15 protein-coding genes and 1 tRNA gene are annotated in these 15,526 nt (G+C 68.4%); 12 read left to right on the top strand and 4 right to left on the bottom strand.

Going from position 1 to position 15,526, the window contains the following annotated elements:
• Positions 1 to 22 precede the first annotated feature (22 nt).
• The 4 genes from ACGFH6_RS38220 (at position 23) to ACGFH6_RS38235 (ending at position 7,119) form a co-directional block, all read left to right on the top strand.
• On the top strand, positions 23 to 973 hold the full coding sequence (locus tag ACGFH6_RS38220; protein WP_393394498.1) for an ArsA-related P-loop ATPase: 951 nt from the start codon (positions 23 to 25) through the stop codon (positions 971 to 973).
• Entirely contained in the window at positions 970 to 2,091 is a 1,122-nt protein-coding gene (locus tag ACGFH6_RS38225) for an ArsA family ATPase (RefSeq protein ID WP_393394501.1), read from the top strand. The genes ACGFH6_RS38220 and ACGFH6_RS38225 overlap by 4 nt, the downstream gene beginning before the upstream one ends.
• Positions 2,092 to 2,215: 124 nt before the next feature.
• Positions 2,216 to 4,567, top strand: a complete 2,352-nt coding sequence (gene lon / locus ACGFH6_RS38230; protein WP_393394504.1) for an endopeptidase La — start codon at positions 2,216 to 2,218, stop codon at positions 4,565 to 4,567.
• 143 nt (positions 4,568 to 4,710) lie between these two features.
• Positions 4,711 to 7,119 (top strand): penicillin-binding protein, encoded by a 2,409-nt coding sequence (locus ACGFH6_RS38235; protein WP_393394507.1) that lies wholly within the window; start codon positions 4,711 to 4,713, stop codon positions 7,117 to 7,119.
• Positions 7,120 to 7,169: 50 nt separating this feature from the next.
• Here ACGFH6_RS38235 and ACGFH6_RS38240 read toward each other — a convergent pair whose 3' ends face one another.
• Positions 7,170 to 7,637, bottom strand: a complete 468-nt coding sequence (locus ACGFH6_RS38240; RefSeq protein WP_393394510.1) for a GatB/YqeY domain-containing protein — start codon at positions 7,635 to 7,637, stop codon at positions 7,170 to 7,172.
• Between the two features lie 32 nt (positions 7,638 to 7,669).
• On the opposite strand from ACGFH6_RS38240, the gene ACGFH6_RS38245 reads away from it, so the two are divergent.
• Together ACGFH6_RS38245 and ACGFH6_RS38250 are read left to right on the top strand one after the other, a co-directional pair.
• Positions 7,670 to 8,623: a metallophosphoesterase gene (locus tag ACGFH6_RS38245; protein WP_393395102.1), complete on the top strand. Its 954-nt coding sequence runs from the start codon at positions 7,670 to 7,672 to the stop codon at positions 8,621 to 8,623.
• 9 nt (positions 8,624 to 8,632) lie between these two features.
• Positions 8,633 to 8,709: transfer RNA gene (locus tag ACGFH6_RS38250), tRNA-Pro, on the top strand.
• A gap of 40 nt (positions 8,710 to 8,749) precedes the next feature.
• Here ACGFH6_RS38250 and ACGFH6_RS38255 read toward each other — a convergent pair.
• Genes ACGFH6_RS38255 through ACGFH6_RS38265 form a run of 3 tightly spaced genes read right to left on the bottom strand, consistent with a single transcriptional unit; the run spans position 8,750 to position 11,105 of the window.
• Positions 8,750 to 9,106: a YciI family protein gene (locus ACGFH6_RS38255; protein ID WP_393394513.1), complete on the bottom strand. Its 357-nt coding sequence runs from the start codon at positions 9,104 to 9,106 to the stop codon at positions 8,750 to 8,752.
• A 44-nt stretch (positions 9,107 to 9,150) separates the two neighbouring features.
• On the bottom strand, positions 9,151 to 10,131 hold the full coding sequence (locus ACGFH6_RS38260; RefSeq protein WP_393394515.1) for a GIY-YIG nuclease family protein: 981 nt from the start codon (positions 10,129 to 10,131) through the stop codon (positions 9,151 to 9,153).
• An 8-nt stretch (positions 10,132 to 10,139) separates the two neighbouring features.
• Complete coding sequence (locus ACGFH6_RS38265; protein WP_393394518.1) at positions 10,140 to 11,105, bottom strand: DUF4268 domain-containing protein; 966 nt, start codon at positions 11,103 to 11,105, stop codon at positions 10,140 to 10,142.
• An 89-nt stretch (positions 11,106 to 11,194) separates the two neighbouring features.
• Between ACGFH6_RS38265 and lipB the strand changes: the two genes are divergently transcribed.
• The 6 genes from lipB to ACGFH6_RS38295 all read left to right on the top strand — a co-directional run bounded on the left by lipB (position 11,195) and on the right by ACGFH6_RS38295 (position 15,471).
• Positions 11,195 to 11,833, top strand: coding sequence for a lipoyl(octanoyl) transferase LipB (gene lipB / locus ACGFH6_RS38270; RefSeq protein WP_393395105.1), 639 nt, complete (start codon positions 11,195 to 11,197; stop codon positions 11,831 to 11,833).
• A 9-nt stretch (positions 11,834 to 11,842) separates the two neighbouring features.
• Positions 11,843 to 12,259, top strand: coding sequence for a hypothetical protein (locus ACGFH6_RS38275; RefSeq protein ID WP_360442779.1), 417 nt, complete (start codon positions 11,843 to 11,845; stop codon positions 12,257 to 12,259).
• Entirely contained in the window at positions 12,252 to 12,953 is a 702-nt protein-coding gene (locus tag ACGFH6_RS38280) for a carbohydrate-binding family 9-like protein (RefSeq protein WP_393394522.1), read from the top strand. Before ACGFH6_RS38275 ends, ACGFH6_RS38280 begins: the two co-directional genes overlap by 8 nt.
• A 43-nt stretch (positions 12,954 to 12,996) precedes the next feature.
• On the top strand, positions 12,997 to 13,929 hold the full coding sequence (locus ACGFH6_RS38285) for a tetratricopeptide repeat protein (protein WP_393394525.1): 933 nt from the start codon (positions 12,997 to 12,999) through the stop codon (positions 13,927 to 13,929).
• Between the two features lie 122 nt (positions 13,930 to 14,051).
• Positions 14,052 to 14,840, top strand: a complete 789-nt coding sequence (locus tag ACGFH6_RS38290) for a CoA transferase subunit A (protein ID WP_393394528.1) — start codon at positions 14,052 to 14,054, stop codon at positions 14,838 to 14,840.
• Between the two features lies 1 nt (position 14,841).
• A complete protein-coding gene (locus tag ACGFH6_RS38295; protein WP_393394531.1) occupies positions 14,842 to 15,471 on the top strand; it encodes a CoA transferase subunit B in 630 nt (209 codons plus the stop codon).
• Positions 15,472 to 15,526 lie beyond the last annotated feature (55 nt).

A 15,526-nucleotide genomic window follows, 5' to 3' on the forward strand; every position in this document is an offset into this window, starting at 1 on the left:
CCCACGTCCTACCCTGGAGACCATGGCGAGGCTGCACGTGGTGACCGGCAAGGGCGGCACCGGGAAGACGACCGTTGCGGCTGCCATGGCACTCGCGCTGGCCGAGCAGGGCAAGCGGATCCTGCTGGTCGAGGTGGAAGGCAGGCAAGGGCTTGCCCAGCTCTTCGACCTCCCGCCACTGCCGTACGTCGAGACCCGGATCGCGCAGGGTCCGGGCGGCGGCGAGGTGTTCGCGCTGGCCGTCGACGCCGAGGCCGCGCTGCTGGAGTACCTCGACATGTACTACCACCTGGGCCGGGCCGGGAAGGCGCTCGACAAGGTGGGCGCGATCGACTTCGTCACCACGATCGCCCCGGGTCTGCGCGACGTCCTGCTGACCGGCAAGGTCTACGAGGCGACCCGGCGCAAGTCGCACGGGCGGCTCGCGTACGACGCCGTCGTACTGGACGCACCGCCGACCGGGCGGATCGCACGGTTCCTGAACGTGAACCACGAGGTCGCCGACCTGGCCAAGGTCGGGCCGGTCCGCAACCAGGCGGACGCGATCATGGGCATGCTGCGCTCCGACGTCACCCGGATCCACCTGGTCACGTTACTGGAGGAGATGCCGGTCCAGGAGACGCTGGACGCGGTCGAGCACCTGGAGGAGCTGGACCTGCGGATCGGTTCGATCGTCGTGAACATGGTCCGCAACAGCCCGCTCGACGACGAGTCGATCGCCCTTGCGGTGAAGGAGAAACTGCCCGCCGCCGAGATCTCCCGAGGGCTGCGCGCCGCCGGTGTCGCCGTGAGCAAGGGGCTGGTGGACACCCTGATCGCGGAGGCGCACGACCACGCCGTCCGGATCGGGCTGGAACGCGAGAACCGCGACCGGATAGATGCCCTCGGCAAGCAGGTGACCGAATTGGAGCTGCAGCCCGAAGGCATCGACAACGGCACCCTGATCGACCTGGCCGAGGAGTTCCGCGGATGACGGCTCTGGATCTGGATGCGCTGATCGACGACCCGGGTACGCGCATCGTGGTCACCTGCGGCGCCGGTGGGGTCGGCAAGACGACCACGGCCGCGGCGCTCGGGTTGCGGGCCGCCGAACGCGGGCGGAAGGTCGTCGTCCTGACGATCGACCCGGCCCGGCGGCTGGCGCAGTCGCTCGGGCTGACCGAACTGGACAACACCCCCCGCGAGGTGGCCGGCGTCCACCCGGCGAACGGTGGCCGGCTGGACGCGATGATGCTGGACATGAAGCGGACCTTCGACGAGGTCGTGATCGCCCACGCAACACCGGAGAAGGCCGAGCAGATCCTCGCGAATCCCTTCTACGTCGCCCTGTCGTCGTCGTTCGCGGGGACGCAGGAGTACATGGCGATGGAGAAGCTCGGCCAGTTGCACAAGCAGGCCGAGCAGTCCGGCGACTGGGACCTGATCGTCGTCGACACCCCGCCGTCGCGGTCGGCGCTCGACTTCCTGGACGCGCCGGAGCGGTTGGCCTCGCTGCTGGAGGGACGGTTCCTGCGGTTGCTGCTGGCACCTGCCCGCGGCCCGTTCCGGCTGATGTCGGCCGGGGTGAACATGGCCATGTCGGTGCTGAACAAGGTGCTCGGTGCGCAGGTGCTGACCGACGTACAGACGTTCGTTGCGGCGTTCGACACGTTGTTCGGCGGCTTCCGGCAGCGGGCCGAGCGGACCGTGGCGCTGCTGCGTGAGCCGCACACGGCGTTCCTGGTGGTCGCCGCTCCACAGAACGACGCGCTGCGGGAGGCGTCGTACTTCACCGAGCGGTTGCGCGAGGAGAGCATGCCGCTGGCCGGCGTAGTCCTGAACCGGGTGACCACCACCCACGTGCCGGATCTGTCGGCCGAGCGGTCACTGGGCGCGGCGGAGCGGCTGGAGGAGGCGGACAAGTCGCCGCTGACCGCCGCCGTACTGCGGTTGCACGCCGACAAGATGCAGCAGGTCGTCGGGGACCACAAGCGGGCCGACCGGTTCCGGCGCGGCCACCGCGCGATCCCGACGGTGGAGGTCCCGGCCCTCGCCGACGACGTCCACGACCTCACCGGCCTGCGCCTCATCGGCGACCTGCTCACGGCCTGAGAGCGGAGCACTACACCCGGTACGCCGGTTTTCACCGTCAGCGAACGCCGGAAGCGGCGGGAATGACCAGGTGGGGGCCATGGTTGAGCCTGTCAGACTCAATCTTTCGTAAGGGTGTGACAGCGTGACCGATACGTTGAATCTTCCTGTTCTGCCGCTGGACGACGTCGTGGTCCTGCCGGGGATGGTCGTGCCGGTCCGACTGGCCGACCCGGAGGCACGGGCGGCGATCGACGCCGCGCAGGCCTCTGGCCAGGACCAGGTGCTGCTGGTACCGCGGCTGGACGGGAAATATGCCAAGGCCGGGACGCTCGGTGAGATCGAGCAGATCGGCCGGCTGCCGGGCGGTGCCCAGGCGGCCGTGATCCGCGGGACCTCGCGGGTCCTGATCGGCGCCGGGACCACCGGTCCGGGTGCTGCGCTGTGGGTAAGCGCAACCGAGCTGCACGAGATCACCGACACCAGGTCGGCCGAGCTCGCCCGCGAGTACAAGACCCTGGTGACCTCGGTGCTGCAGCGTCGCGGCGCCTACCAGGTCATCGACTCCGTGAAGCAGGTGAACGACCCCGCGGAGCTGTCCGACCTGGCCGGCTACGCGTCGTACCTGACCAACGAGCAGAAGTCCTGGCTGGTGGAGAACGCGAACGTCTCCGAGCGGCTGGAGAAGCTGATCGGCTGGGTGAAGGACCACCTCGCCGAGCTCGAGGTCTCCGAGACGATCCAGAAGGACGTCCAGGAGGGCATGGAGAAGCAGCAGCGGGAGTTCCTGCTGCGCCAGCAGATGGCCGCGATCCGCAAGGAACTGGCCGAGCTGGACGGCAAGGCCGAGTCCGAGGAAGAGGACTACCGGGCCCGCGTCGAGGCTGCCGACCTGCCCGAGCACGTGCGCAAGGCCGCGCTCGCCGAGGTCGACAAGCTGGAGCGGACCGCGGAGCAGTCCCCCGAGGTCGGCTGGATCCGCACCTGGCTGGACACCGTTCTCGAACTGCCGTGGAACGAGCGGACCGAGGACAGCTACGACATCCGCGACGCGCGGGCCGTGCTGGACGCGGACCACTCCGGTCTGGACGACGTCAAGGAGCGCATCACCGAGTACCTGGCCGTACGGCGCCGCCGCGCGGACCGTGGCCTCGGTGTGGTCGGTGGACGCCGCAGTGGCGCCGTACTGGCCCTGGTCGGTCCGCCTGGTGTGGGTAAGACCTCGCTGGGTGAGTCCGTGGCACGGGCGATGGGCCGCAAGTTCGTCCGGGTCGCCTTGGGCGGCGTACGGGACGAGGCCGAGATCCGCGGTCACCGGCGGACGTACGTCGGTGCGCTGCCGGGCCGGATCGTCCGGGCCATCACCGAGGCCGGGTCGATGAATCCGGTGGTGCTGCTCGACGAGATCGACAAGGTGGGTGCGGACTACCGGGGTGACCCGACGGCCGCTCTGCTGGAGGTCCTCGACCCGGCGCAGAACCACACCTTCCGGGACCACTACCTGGAGGTCGAGCTGGACCTGTCCGACGTGGTCTTCCTGGCCACGGCGAACGTGCTGGACTCCATCCCGGCGCCGCTGCTGGACCGGATGGAACTGGTGCAGCTGGACGGGTACACCGAGGACGAGAAGGTCGTCATCGCCCGTGACCACCTGCTCCCGCGTCAGCTGGAGCGGGCGGGCCTGACGGCGGACGAGGTGACCATCGAGGACTCGGCGCTGCGACTGCTGGCCGGCGAGTACACCCGTGAGGCCGGCGTACGCCAGCTGGAGCGTGGGATCTCCCGGGTCCTGCGCAAGGTGACGGCCCGGATGGCACTCGGCGAGGACACCGGTGCGCTGACCATCGGCGCCGGCGACCTGAAGAGCTACCTGGGTTCGCCGAAGTTCACTCCGGAGTCCGTCGAGCGTACGGCGCTTCCGGGTGTGGCGACCGGGCTGGCGGTGACCGGTGCGGGCGGTGACGTGCTCTTCGTGGAGGCGTCGCTGGCCGACAAGGAGACCGGCCCGACCGGAGTCACGCTGACCGGACAGCTCGGTGACGTGATGAAGGAGTCGGCGCAGATCGCCCTGTCGTACCTGCGCTCGCACGGCGCGGAGCTGGGGCTGCCGGTCGGCGACCTGGCCGAGCGGAACGCCCACATCCACGTCCCGGCCGGTGCCGTCCCGAAGGACGGACCGTCGGCGGGTGTCACGATGACGACCGCACTGGCGTCGCTGCTGTCCGGGCGGCCGGTCCGCTCGGAGGTCGCGATGACCGGCGAGGTGTCACTGACCGGACGGGTCCTCCCGATCGGTGGGGTGAAGCAGAAGCTGCTCGCCGCACACCGGGCCGGGCTGACCACGATCCTGATCCCGAAGCGGAACGAGCCGGACCTGGAAGACGTACCGGAGTCCGTGCTCGCGGAGCTGACCGTCCACCCGGTCAGCGACGTCCGCGAGGTGCTCGACCTGGCCCTCGAACCGGCCCAGGTGGACGCACACCAGTTCGCCGCCTGACCGACGGACGACCGGAGGGCCCGAGCACTTCGCTCGGGCCCTCCTCCTTTTGGATGAAACCTTTCCGACACGCCCCGCGGAGCGTGATGGAACTCACATTCGCCCAGGTAACCCAACCAGGCGATCCCGTAGTCTCTATAACCATGCGCGTCAGGGAAAAGGGCGACCGGGGAGTCGTCCAATCTGTGGTTCTGTTCCTCGGGGTGAGCGTGCTGTCGGGGGCCTTGGCCGCCGGTCTTGCCATCCCGTTCGCCGGCCTGGCCGGGTTCACCACCGAGAAGACCACAGAGACCCTGCAGGACCTGCCGCAGCAGTTCGACGAGGTCCCGCTGAAGCAGAAGAGCACCATCCTGGCCGCCGACGGTTCGCTGATCGCCACACTGGCCGAGCAGAACCGGGTGCCGGTCTCGCTCAACAAGGTCGCGCCGATCATGCAGAAGGCGATCGTCGCGATCGAGGACGACCGGTTCTACGAGCACGGCGCCCTGGACGCCAAGGGCACTCTGCGCGCGCTGCTGCAGAACCAGTCCCAGGGCACGGTCCAGCAGGGTGGTTCCAGCATCACCCAGCAGTATGTGAAGATCAGCCTGGTCGAGAAGGCGAACACGCCCGCGGAGGTCGCGGCCGCGACGGCCGACACCTACCAGCGCAAGGTCGCCGAACTGCGGTACGCGATCGCGGTCGAGAAGCAGTACTCGAAGAACGAGATCCTGGAGAAGTACCTCAACCTCGCGAACTTCGGAGACGGTGCCTGGGGCATCGAGGCCGCCTCGCTGCACTACTTCTCCGTGCACGCGTCCCAGTTGACGCTGCCGCAGGCCGCGCTGCTGGCCGGCCTGGTGAAGAACCCGACCGGGTACGACCCGACGAACGACATGAAGCGGGCCAAGGACCGCCGCGACGTCGTACTGCGCCGGATGCTCGAGCTGAAGGTGATCTCGCTGGCCCAGGCGAACGCGGCGCTGCGGACCCCGGTGATCAACCCGGCGAAGGTCCGGCCGAACAAGCTCGGCTGCGCGAACGGTCCGTACCCGTTCTACTGCGAGTACGTCGTGTCCCAGCTCGAGGACAACAAGGCCTTCGGCAAGGACCGGACCACGGCGGCGAACTACCTGAAGACCGCCGGTCTGACCATCCGCACCTCGCTGGACCCGAAGGTGCAGAAGGCCGCGCAGAAGTCGATCGACCAGCACACCAAGAAGGGTGACCAGGCGATCGCGGCGGTCACCATCGTCGAGCCCGGCACCGGGCTGGTGAAGGCGATGGTGCAGAGCAAGCCGTACGGCAGCAAGAAGGGCCAGACGTCGTACAACTACAACGTCGAGAAGTCCTACGCCGGTGGGTACGGCGGTTTCCAGAACGGTTCGACGATGAAGGCCTTCACGATCGCGGCCGCGATCCAGAAGGGCTTCCCGCTCACCTACAAGATCAACTCGCCCAACAGCCTTCCGCTGGGCGGCAAGAAGTGGACGACCTGCACCGGACATGTCACCGCCGAGAAGGGGTACACCCCGGGCAACTCGACCACGAACGTGGCGGATCCGACCATGATCCAGGCGGCGCAGAAGTCGACCAACACCTACTTCCTGCAGCTGTCCCAGCAGGTCGGACTGTGCCCCATCGCGACCATCGCGTCGAAGCTCGGCATGTACGACGCCCAGTCGGGCGACCCGCTCGGCCAGTACCCGTCGATGACACTGGGCGTCGGCTATGTGACCCCGCTGCAGCTGTCGAACGCGTACGCCGCCTTCGCGGCACGGGGCATGTACTGCAAGCCGTGGCTGGTCACCTCGGCGAAGGACGCCGCCGGCAAGGCGATCAGCACGCCCGGCGCGGACTGCAAGCAGGTGCTGGCCCCGGAGGTCGCCGACGGCGTCAACGAGGTGCTGCACATGGTGATGGAGCCGGGCGGGACCGGTCAGGCCCTGAGGTTCGGCCGCAGCGACCTGGCCGGCAAGACCGGTACGATCCAGGAGGCCAAGGCAGTCTGGTACTCCGGTTACTCGTCCAAGGTCGCCGCCGCCGCGGTCGTGGCGGACGCGTCGCCGCCGTACAAGCGACTGGTCGGGCAGACCCTCGACGGCCGGGAGATGCACGAAGCCGGCGGTGCCCTCACGGCCGGCCCGATCTGGGAGACCGCGATGCAAGGCGCGCTCCAGGGCCTCCCGACGACCCACTTCACCAAGCCGTCGGACAAGACCATGCGCGGGAACGTGAAGGACCTGCCGTTCGTGAACGGCATGAACCCCGACGACGCCGCGAACAAGCTGCGTCAGGCCGGCTTCGACGTCGAGATCGCCTCCGGCACGGTCAACTCCGAGGAGACCGCGGGTACCGTCGCCTACACCGACCCGCGGCAGCGCGACGGCGCGCCGGAGGGCTCGAAGGTCACGATCTTCGTCTCCAACGGCAGCAAGAAGGACGAACCCCAGAACAGCCCGAAGCCCCCGGGTAACACGACCAAACCCCCGGGCGGCCCGATCACGATCAACCCGAACTGCCCGCCGTGGAACCCGAAGTACCCGAACTGCGGAGGCCGCGGCCACGGATAGCACCTGCAGAAGGGCCTCGTCCACCAGCGGACGAGGCCCTTTCTGCGTGCTCAGGCGCCGAGCTGGCGCTTCACCTCGGCGGAGACAACGGCGCCGTCGGCCTTGCCCTTGACCTTGGGCTGCAGGGCACCCATGACCTTGCCGATGCCGCGCGGGCCGAGCTCGGCCGCGCCGGTGGCGGCGACGGCCTCGGTGACCAGGGCAACGATCTCCTCCCGGCTGAGCTGCTCCGGCAGGTACTCGGCCAGGATGTCCGCCTCGGCCTGTTCCTTGTCGGCGAGCTCGGCGCGACCGGCCTCGCGGTACGCGACCACCGACTCACGGCGCTTCTTCGCCTCCGAGCTCAGGACGTCGACGACCTCGGCGTCGGACAGCTCCCGGGCCTCCTTGCCGGCCACCTCCGCCTTGGTGATCGCCGTGAGCGCCATCCGCAGGGTCGACTTGCGGATCTCGTCGCGCGCCTTCAGGGCGGCGGTCATGTCGTCGTGCAGGCGCTGCTTCATTCCGGAGTTGGACATGACCAGCATTGTGGCAGGCTGGTGGAATGAGTTTGCGCGGGCTTGCCACCACCACCTTCAAGGCCACGGCGGTCGTCGGCGCCGTGGGAGCGGCCTGCGTCGCGTACGCGGCCGCCGTCGAGGTGCGCTGGTTCACACTGCGCAGAGTGACGGTCCCGGTGCTCCCCGAGGGCTCGGAGCCGCTGAAGGTGCTGCACCTGTCCGACCTGCACCTGATGCCGGCCCAGGAGCGCAAGATCAACTGGGTCAACGACCTGGCGGCGCTCGAGCCCGACCTGATCGTGAACACCGGTGACAACATCTCCCACGAGGCCGCGGTGCGGCCGCTGCTGCGGGCGTACGGCGACCTGCTCGACGTCCCCGGGGTCTTCGTGTTCGGCTCCAACGACTACTGGAAGCCGCACTTCAAGAACCCGGGGAAGTACCTGCTGCCCGCGCACAAGCAGCGGCACAAGCCGCACGGCCCGGACCTCCCGTACGAGGAGATGCGGCGCGAGTTCACCGGCGCCGGCTGGACCGACCTGAACAACGCGAAGGCGACGCTCAAGGTCAACGGCCTGCGGCTGGACTTCGCCGGCACCGACGACCCGCACATCAAGCGCGACCGGTACGACGAGGTCGCGGGCGAGGTGGACCCGACGGCGGACCTGTCCATCGGCGTCACGCACGCGCCGTACCAGCGCGTGCTGAACGGGTTCGTCAGCGACGGCTATCCGCTGGTGCTGGCCGGCCACACCCACGGCGGACAACTGGCGGTGCCGCTGTACGGCGCGCTGGTGACCAACTGCGATCTGGACACGTCCCGGGTGAAGGGCCTGTCCACATGGGGTTCCGGCGGCCGCCAGGCGGCCCTGCACGTGTCCGCCGGGCTGGGGACGTCGCCGTACGCGCCGATCCGATTCGCCTGCCGGCCGGAGGCGACGCTGCTGACCTTGGTGCCGCGGATAAACCCGATTTCGTCCCTACGGTCGGCGCATGTAAGCTAACGGCGACTTCGGGCTGTGGCGCAGCTTGGTAGCGCGCTTCGTTCGGGACGAAGAGGTCGCAGGTTCAAATCCTGTCAGCCCGACCACGTGGAAGAGGTCCCTCGGTGAGGGGCCTCTTTTTCGTTGTCAGTCCTCCGATGCCTCGGCGATCGACCGGGGCGGCCGCACCTTGGCGAACCGCAGGTTGCCGGCGGGCATCATCCAGGTCATGACGTCGACCGCCAGCCGGCCGGCCAGCACCGCGGGATCTGCTTCCACGTGCGCGCGGGCAGTGGCAGCGTCCACCGACCAGATCGAGAAGCCGCGGTAGCGCTCGTCGTCCTGCTCGGTCAGCGGCCCGCGGGCCAGGATCAGCCCGCGCTCCTGCAGGTCGGCGCCGTGCGCGAGATGCCTGTCCTGCAGCGCGGCCGCCTCGTCGTCCGTCATCACCGGCGCATCCGGTCGCAACGTCAGCAGAGTCACGGTGTAGCGGTCGAATCGCATACGTCGAAACGTACGCTGAAAGACATACGAAAATGGCCGTGCGTTCAGAGCGTCGCCAGCTCACTTTCCGAGGCGAAGCCCCAGTCCGCGAGGTCGTAGCAGTGTGATCGCCACTGGAACGTCGGGCCCTTGCGCATCAGCATGAGGTTCATGGTCCGGGCCGCGTCGACCGCGCCCGGGACGTCCCACAGATCGAAGTACGCCTCGATGCCTGTGAAGGTGATCGACACCACATCGCCGCCGCCCGACTCGTAGGCCGTTCGTGCGAAGGAGAGGTGCTGGTGCCGGCGCTTGAGGGAACTGAGGGCGCCCGCCTGTTCGGTCAGGGTCCGCAAGGACAGGTTGACCCCGCCGCCGAAGAACCGTTCACCGTCGACCTCACCGACGACCAGGAAGAAGGTTTCCATCTTGTTGACCGACAGCGTGCACAGCCGGTGGGCCTGCCGGGTCCGGTTCGTGCCCGGGAGTGCGCTGAGGGCCCAGAAGGTCCGCTCGGTGCGGGCCGGCTGCGGGAGACACACCGGCACATACCAGTTGAGGATCTCCGCCAGCAGCGGGAAGGCAGGCTCTCGCCGCAACTGCTCGTACTTGGCCCGATGCCGGTGCCGTTGCACGTCGTCGTCGGCCCGTACGCCGTCAGCAGGCGGCTCCTCGACCGGGCTGGTAAGCCACGCGTGCTGCTCCGACGGGAGGACGAGCGGATCGAGGTCCGAGTCGCCGAGGGGACCCAGGCCGTGGACGATGTTGCGCAACTGGTGACCACGCGCGCGTTGCTGCCGGATCATCCGGACCTCGAGGTCACTGAGCTCCGCGGGCTTGCACGGGGAGAACTCCAGGAACGTGATGTCGCCGAGGTTCCGCCGGTGCGCTCCGAAGCGCCGGACCACGTCGACCGCCTGGCCGACGTACCGCTCCCCGTTGCCGAACTCGAGGATGTAGACACCGCAGCGTTTCCCCTGCTGGAACAGGTGTGCAACGCTGTAGAGGCCGGAGACGTTGTGTCGCGAGAACTGGGGAGCATCCATGCCACTCCCTACGACGATCTGCCGGTGGCTGCGGCGACCACGGCAGCGTACGGATCCAAGGCGGCCCGGAACTTGGTTCCCACGCTGACGAACCAAGAGATGTACTCGTCATAGGAATCCGCCTGGGCGACATCGCCGGCGGCGTACACGGCGATCCGGCAGGCTCGCCGGTTCGGCAGCGGTTCCCAGGACAGCTCAGCGCCGTACTGCGCCTCGATCTCGTCCTTATGGTCGTGCAAGGCCGCGAAGATCGCGTCGTTCGTCCTGGCCTCGCCGGAGTCGATGTACAACTCGGTGCGGATCTGCTGGTTCTGGGTGAAGTTCACCCCGATCACTGCGCCCTTGACCGGGGCCGGCATGGTGATCCAGTTGGCGTTCTGCGGGATCCTCGCCCTCGTCCAGGACGGACGCTCCTTGTGCACCCGCTCGAGGAATCGCGACCAGAAGTCTCGGTACAGCTGCCCCCTGAGTGAGGCCTGCGTGCTCGACTTCGCGAGGGCCGACAGTTGCGCATGCCAGTCGTTCGGCTGTGCCCTCAACCGGAAGAGCGGCGCGTACGGCGAGTTGCCGATCCGCGCCACTTGGAGCTCGATACCGAAGAACCGGGCTCGGTCGCCCGCCAGGTTGTTCAGCCAGTCGAGTGCCTGCCGGTGCTCGTCCCGCAGCGACCTCGACACCCACACGATCGTGGCCGCGTCGGTTCCCGCTGCGTACGTCAGGATCTGGCCGAGATGTGCATGGTCGGTGCCGGTCAACTGGTTCTCCACGATGAGCACACAGTCGTTGGTCAGGTCCCGCCCGATGAGGTCCAGGGCGAAGCCGCCGACGGGATGTTCGTGGGAGGTGAGTTCGAGATCGATTCCGAGGACGTCGGCCAGAGCGTCGGCGTTGTCCAGCAGCCAGGGAGTGAAGTCGTGAGCTTCGTGCCGCCAGACCTTGCGCGGATCGACGTACGCGAGCTTTCCGAGTTCCATAGGACACTCACCCTCCATCGATGGCAGTGGGGCTGGTGCCATGCTCTCTCCGGTGCCGGGTCACCCCGGCCTACGCTGGGCGGGTGACGATGCAGCGGGTCGATCTGGGCGAAGTGGACTACGAGGTTGCCGCGAAGGAGATGCGCGACTGGGTCGAGGAGCGGGTGGAGGGCAAGGCCGAGGACCGGCTGTTCCTGCTCAGCCATCCGCCGGTGATCACGTACGGACCGCGGACCTCGCTGGACGACCTGCCCGCGGAGGCGGCTGCGATCCCGTCGGTGGCGGTCGACCGCGGCGGCTTCGCGACGTACCACGGGCCCGGGCAACTGGTCGGGTATCTGGTGATCGACCTCAAACAGCGTGGACCGGTGGACATCGTGCGCTGGCTCGAGAACGGGTTGATCGAGGCGCTCGGCTCGCTCGGGTTCCCGCTGGTACGGCGGGAGACACCGAAGGGCGCGAGCAGCCTGGTCGGCGTCTGGACCGAGGACCACCGCAAGCTCTGTTCGATCGGGATGCGGATCCGCCGGGGTGTGACCAGCCACGGGTTCTCGGTCAACGTGGATCCCGCCATGGACGTCTTTCATACATTCACGAGTTGCGGGCTGCACGACGTCACGATGGTCTCGCTGGCCGAGCTCGCCGCCGAGCGCGGCGTACCCACGCCGACCGACGCCGAGGTGCGGGATGCGATCGCCCACTCCCTGGGGGCTGTCCGATCCCGATAACCTGCCGCAATGAGCTCCGAAGACGACGAGGACCGGTACGACGCCCCGCCGTTGCCGCCACTGCTGATCGTCGCGGTCGTCGGGCTGCTGTGCGGTTTCGCGACCGTCGGGCTGGTGTGGCTGAGTGAGCGCGGCTGCGAACGGTTCCGCGACACCACGAACTGCGGTCCGCTGGGCTTCCCGCTGCTGGTGCTGATCGTGGTGGTGACCATCGTCCTCGGCGGTCTCGCCCTCAGCCGGCTCGCACTGCCGCATGCCCGGCTGATCGCCTTCCTCGGGGTCGCGTTCATGCTGATCCTCGTGATCGCGTTCCTGTCCGGGAACCTGTCGTCGCCGTGGACGCTGGCCATCGTCCCGGCACTCACCACGATCACCTTCCTGCTCGCCAACCTCGTCGCCCGACTGCTGGAGCGTGCTGATGCCTGACCTGCCCGTCTACGACTGCCCGCGGACCCCGGCCGCGCCGAACCTCGACGGCACCCTGACCGATCCCGCCTGGGACGTCGCGCCGTGGACCACCGACTTCGTGCCGATCACGGGAGCCGGCCCGGCGCCGCGCTACCAGTCCCGGGCCAAGCTGATGTACGACGACGAGTACCTGTACGTCGGCGGGCTGCTCGAGGAGCCGCACGTGTGGTCGACGATGCGGGAGAAGAACACCAAGCTCTTCCACGAGAACAACTTCGAACTGTTCCTCGACCCGGACGGCGACGGGCAGAACTACTACGAGTTCGAGATCAACCCGCTCGGCACGATCTGGGAGCTGACCCTGCCGAAGCCGTACGTCGACGGCGGCATACCGGTGGACCCGACGAACCTGCCGGGCCTGCGCACCGCGATCCACGTCGACGGCACGGTCAACGACCCGTCCGACACCGACACCGGGTGGTCGGTGGAGCTCGCCGTACCGTGGGCCGACCTGGCGTCGTACAACGCCGGCCGGGCGACGCCGCCGATCGCGGGCGACGAGTGGCGGATGAACCTGATGCGCTGCCAGTGGCCGCACGAGGTGGTCGACGGGGCGTACGTGAAGGGGACCGACCTGGAGTTCTGGGTCTGGTCACCCCAGTACGTCGAGGACATGCACCTCCCGGACCGATGGGGTGTACTGCGCTTCTGACCCGGTGACGTGGGGTTACCACCCCCGGGGGACAATGAGGTACGTGAACTCAGGGGGCTCAGGCGGCCTGCACAGCCTCGAGGCGGATCAGGTCGTCAGCGCGATCGAGCGCGCTTGCGAGAGCGACCTGCGCACCGCCCTCCGGCTGGTCGCGCGGTACTCGGCCTACTGGTGGTCGCGCGGGCTCCAGGACGAGGCCGCTGCGGCCGCGGAGCGGGTGCTCAGCATGCTCGGACGCAGCGTGCCGGTCGGGCTGGACGAGGAGTACCTGCTGGCTGTGCTGCACGGTGCTGCGTCGGCCGAGCAGGAGCAGCTGGAGCTGGCCCAGCAGATCGTGGCGGCGACCACCGGACCCTTCCGGTACTCCGTGACCGTGCTGCTCTGGTCACTGGTGTTCGGACCGTTCGAGTCGGCCGAGCTGGTCGAAGAGGTGCTGAAGCGGAACGAGGGCGGTGACGCCTGGGCGCGGGCCGCCGTCGAGCTCTGCCGCGGGTATCCGGGCCTGACGACGGAGACCCCGGATGAGGCGGCTCAGGCGCTGCGGACGGCGCTGGGGCGGTTCCGGATGCTCGACGACGCCTGGGGGATGTTCCTGGCGGTCGGCGCGCTCCGGCAGACCGGGGACGAGCCTCTGGACCTCACCACGGAGTCTCTGGCTCTTGCGGAGCAGTTGGGCCTGGACGAGGAGGTCGGCGTACTGCTGTGTCAGCGCGGTGACCTCTATCGACGGCTCGGCAAGCTGGAAGACGCGCGGGACGACTACAGCCAGGCTCTGGACGTCAGTGAGCGTGCGGACCTCCCCGAGACCGCCGCCGCGGCCCGCATAGGCCTGGCCCGGACCGCCCGTCTGTGCGGCAACCTCCCGGCCGCCCGAACCCACCTCTCGGCCGTCCTCGTGTTCCCGGAGCTGGAGGACGCCCACTTCGAGGCGCTGCACGAGCTCGCCGTACTGAACGCCTCCGAGGCATCCGCATAGCACCCGACCACATGTCCGGGTGGTACGGCGGCACATCTGTGGTCGCGGCCACATCGCGGGAGTCGTCCCCCGCTGGTTAGAGTCGGGAACGACCCAGCTCAGACATGCAACGGAGCAGCCTGATGGACAAGACGTACGACTCACCGCGGGCCGCGGTCGACGACATCGGCGACGGCGCGAGCCTCGCGGTCGGCGGCTTCGGGCTGTGCGGCAACCCGATGGAGCTGATCACCGCCCTGCACGACAAGGGGGTGAGCGGGCTCAGCGTGGTCTCGAACAACTGCGGCGTGGACGACTGGGGCCTGGGCATCCTGCTCGCGGACAAGCGGATCGCCAAGATGACATCGTCGTACGTCGGGGAGAACAAGGAGTTCGCCCGGCAGTTCCTGACCGGTGAGCTCGAGGTCGAGCTGACCCCGCAGGGCACCCTGGCCGAGAAGCTGCGGGCCGGTGGCTGCGGGATCGCCGCGTTCTTCACCCTGGCCGGGGTCGGCACCCAGGTCGCCGATGGGGGGCTGCCGCAGAAGTACAACCCCGACGGCTCGGTCGCGAAGGCCTCGGAGCCGAAGGAGACCCGCGAGATCGACGGTACGACGTACGTGCTGGAGGACTCGATCACCACCGACTTCGGGCTGGTGCACGCACTCAAGGGCGACACCCACGGCAACCTGGTCTTCGACCGGAGCGCGCGCAACTTCAACCCGCTGGCAGCGATGGCCGGGCGGATCACGATCGCCTCGGTCGAGGAGCTGGTCCAGCCTGGTGAGCTGGACCCGGACGAGATCCACCTGCCCGGTGTCTACGTCCAGCGGGTAGTTGCTGTCGGCAAGAACATCGAGAAGCGGATCGAGAAGCGCACCGTTCAACCCCGCGAGGCCTACGAGGCCGCGCGCGAGAAGCTGGAGGCCTGAGATGCCACTCACCCGTGAGCAGATGGCCGCCCGCGCCGCCTCCGAGCTCGAGGACGGTTCGTACGTGAACCTGGGCATCGGCCTGCCGACGCTGGTCCCGAACTACATCCCGGACGGCGTCACCGTCGTCCTGCAGAGCGAGAACGGCATCCTCGGCGTCGGCCCGTACCCGGTCGAGGGCGACGAGGACCCGGACCTGATCAACGCCGGCAAGGAGACCGTGACGACGCTGCCGGGCGCCTCCTTCTTCGACTCGTCGCTGTCGTTCGGGATGATCCGCGGCGGCGCGATCGACGCGGCCATCCTGGGCGCCATGCAGGTCTCGGCCAAGGGCGACCTGTCGAACTGGATGATCCCCGGCAAGATGGTCAAGGGCATGGGCGGCGCGATGGACCTGGTGCACGGCGCCAAGAAGGTGATCGTGCTGATGGAACACGTCGCCAAGGACGGCTCGCACAAGATCCTCGAGGAGTGCGACCTGCCCTACACCGGGCGTGGCGTGGTCGATCGGATCATCACCGACCTCGCCGTACTGGACATCACCGACGACGGTCTGCGGCTGGTCGAGCTCGCCGGCGGCGTCACCTTCGACGAACTCCAGGCCAAGACGGGCGCGCCGATCAAGCAATGAGTGTGTTCAGCTCCTGAAAGACACCTGTGATCGTGGGCGAAAGTCGGGTATACGG

Origin of the sequence: Kribbella sp. NPDC049227 (genome assembly GCF_043197265.1) — a bacterium.
Taxonomy (GTDB): Bacteria; Actinomycetota; Actinomycetes; order Propionibacteriales; family Kribbellaceae; genus Kribbella.

Excerpts from the sequence above, each read along its gene's own strand:
- ACGFH6_RS38220 (WP_393394498.1), top strand. The coding sequence starts at position 23 with ATGGCGAGGCTGCACGTGGTGACCGGCAAGGGCGGCACCGGGAAGACG.
- ACGFH6_RS38225 (WP_393394501.1), top strand. The coding sequence starts at position 970 with ATGACGGCTCTGGATCTGGATGCGCTGATCGACGACCCGGGTACGCGC.
- ACGFH6_RS38235 (WP_393394507.1), top strand. The coding sequence starts at position 4,711 with ATGCGCGTCAGGGAAAAGGGCGACCGGGGAGTCGTCCAATCTGTGGTT.
- ACGFH6_RS38240 (WP_393394510.1), bottom strand. The coding sequence starts at position 7,637 with ATGTCCAACTCCGGAATGAAGCAGCGCCTGCACGACGACATGACCGCC.
- ACGFH6_RS38255 (WP_393394513.1), bottom strand. The coding sequence starts at position 9,106 with ATGCGATTCGACCGCTACACCGTGACTCTGCTGACGTTGCGACCGGAT.
- ACGFH6_RS38260 (WP_393394515.1), bottom strand. The coding sequence starts at position 10,131 with ATGGATGCTCCCCAGTTCTCGCGACACAACGTCTCCGGCCTCTACAGC.
- ACGFH6_RS38265 (WP_393394518.1), bottom strand. The coding sequence starts at position 11,105 with ATGGAACTCGGAAAGCTCGCGTACGTCGATCCGCGCAAGGTCTGGCGG.
- lipB (WP_393395105.1), top strand. The coding sequence starts at position 11,195 with ATGCAGCGGGTCGATCTGGGCGAAGTGGACTACGAGGTTGCCGCGAAG.
- ACGFH6_RS38275 (WP_360442779.1), top strand. The coding sequence starts at position 11,843 with ATGAGCTCCGAAGACGACGAGGACCGGTACGACGCCCCGCCGTTGCCG.
- ACGFH6_RS38280 (WP_393394522.1), top strand. The coding sequence starts at position 12,252 with ATGCCTGACCTGCCCGTCTACGACTGCCCGCGGACCCCGGCCGCGCCG.
- ACGFH6_RS38290 (WP_393394528.1), top strand. The coding sequence starts at position 14,052 with ATGGACAAGACGTACGACTCACCGCGGGCCGCGGTCGACGACATCGGC.
- ACGFH6_RS38295 (WP_393394531.1), top strand. The coding sequence starts at position 14,842 with ATGCCACTCACCCGTGAGCAGATGGCCGCCCGCGCCGCCTCCGAGCTC.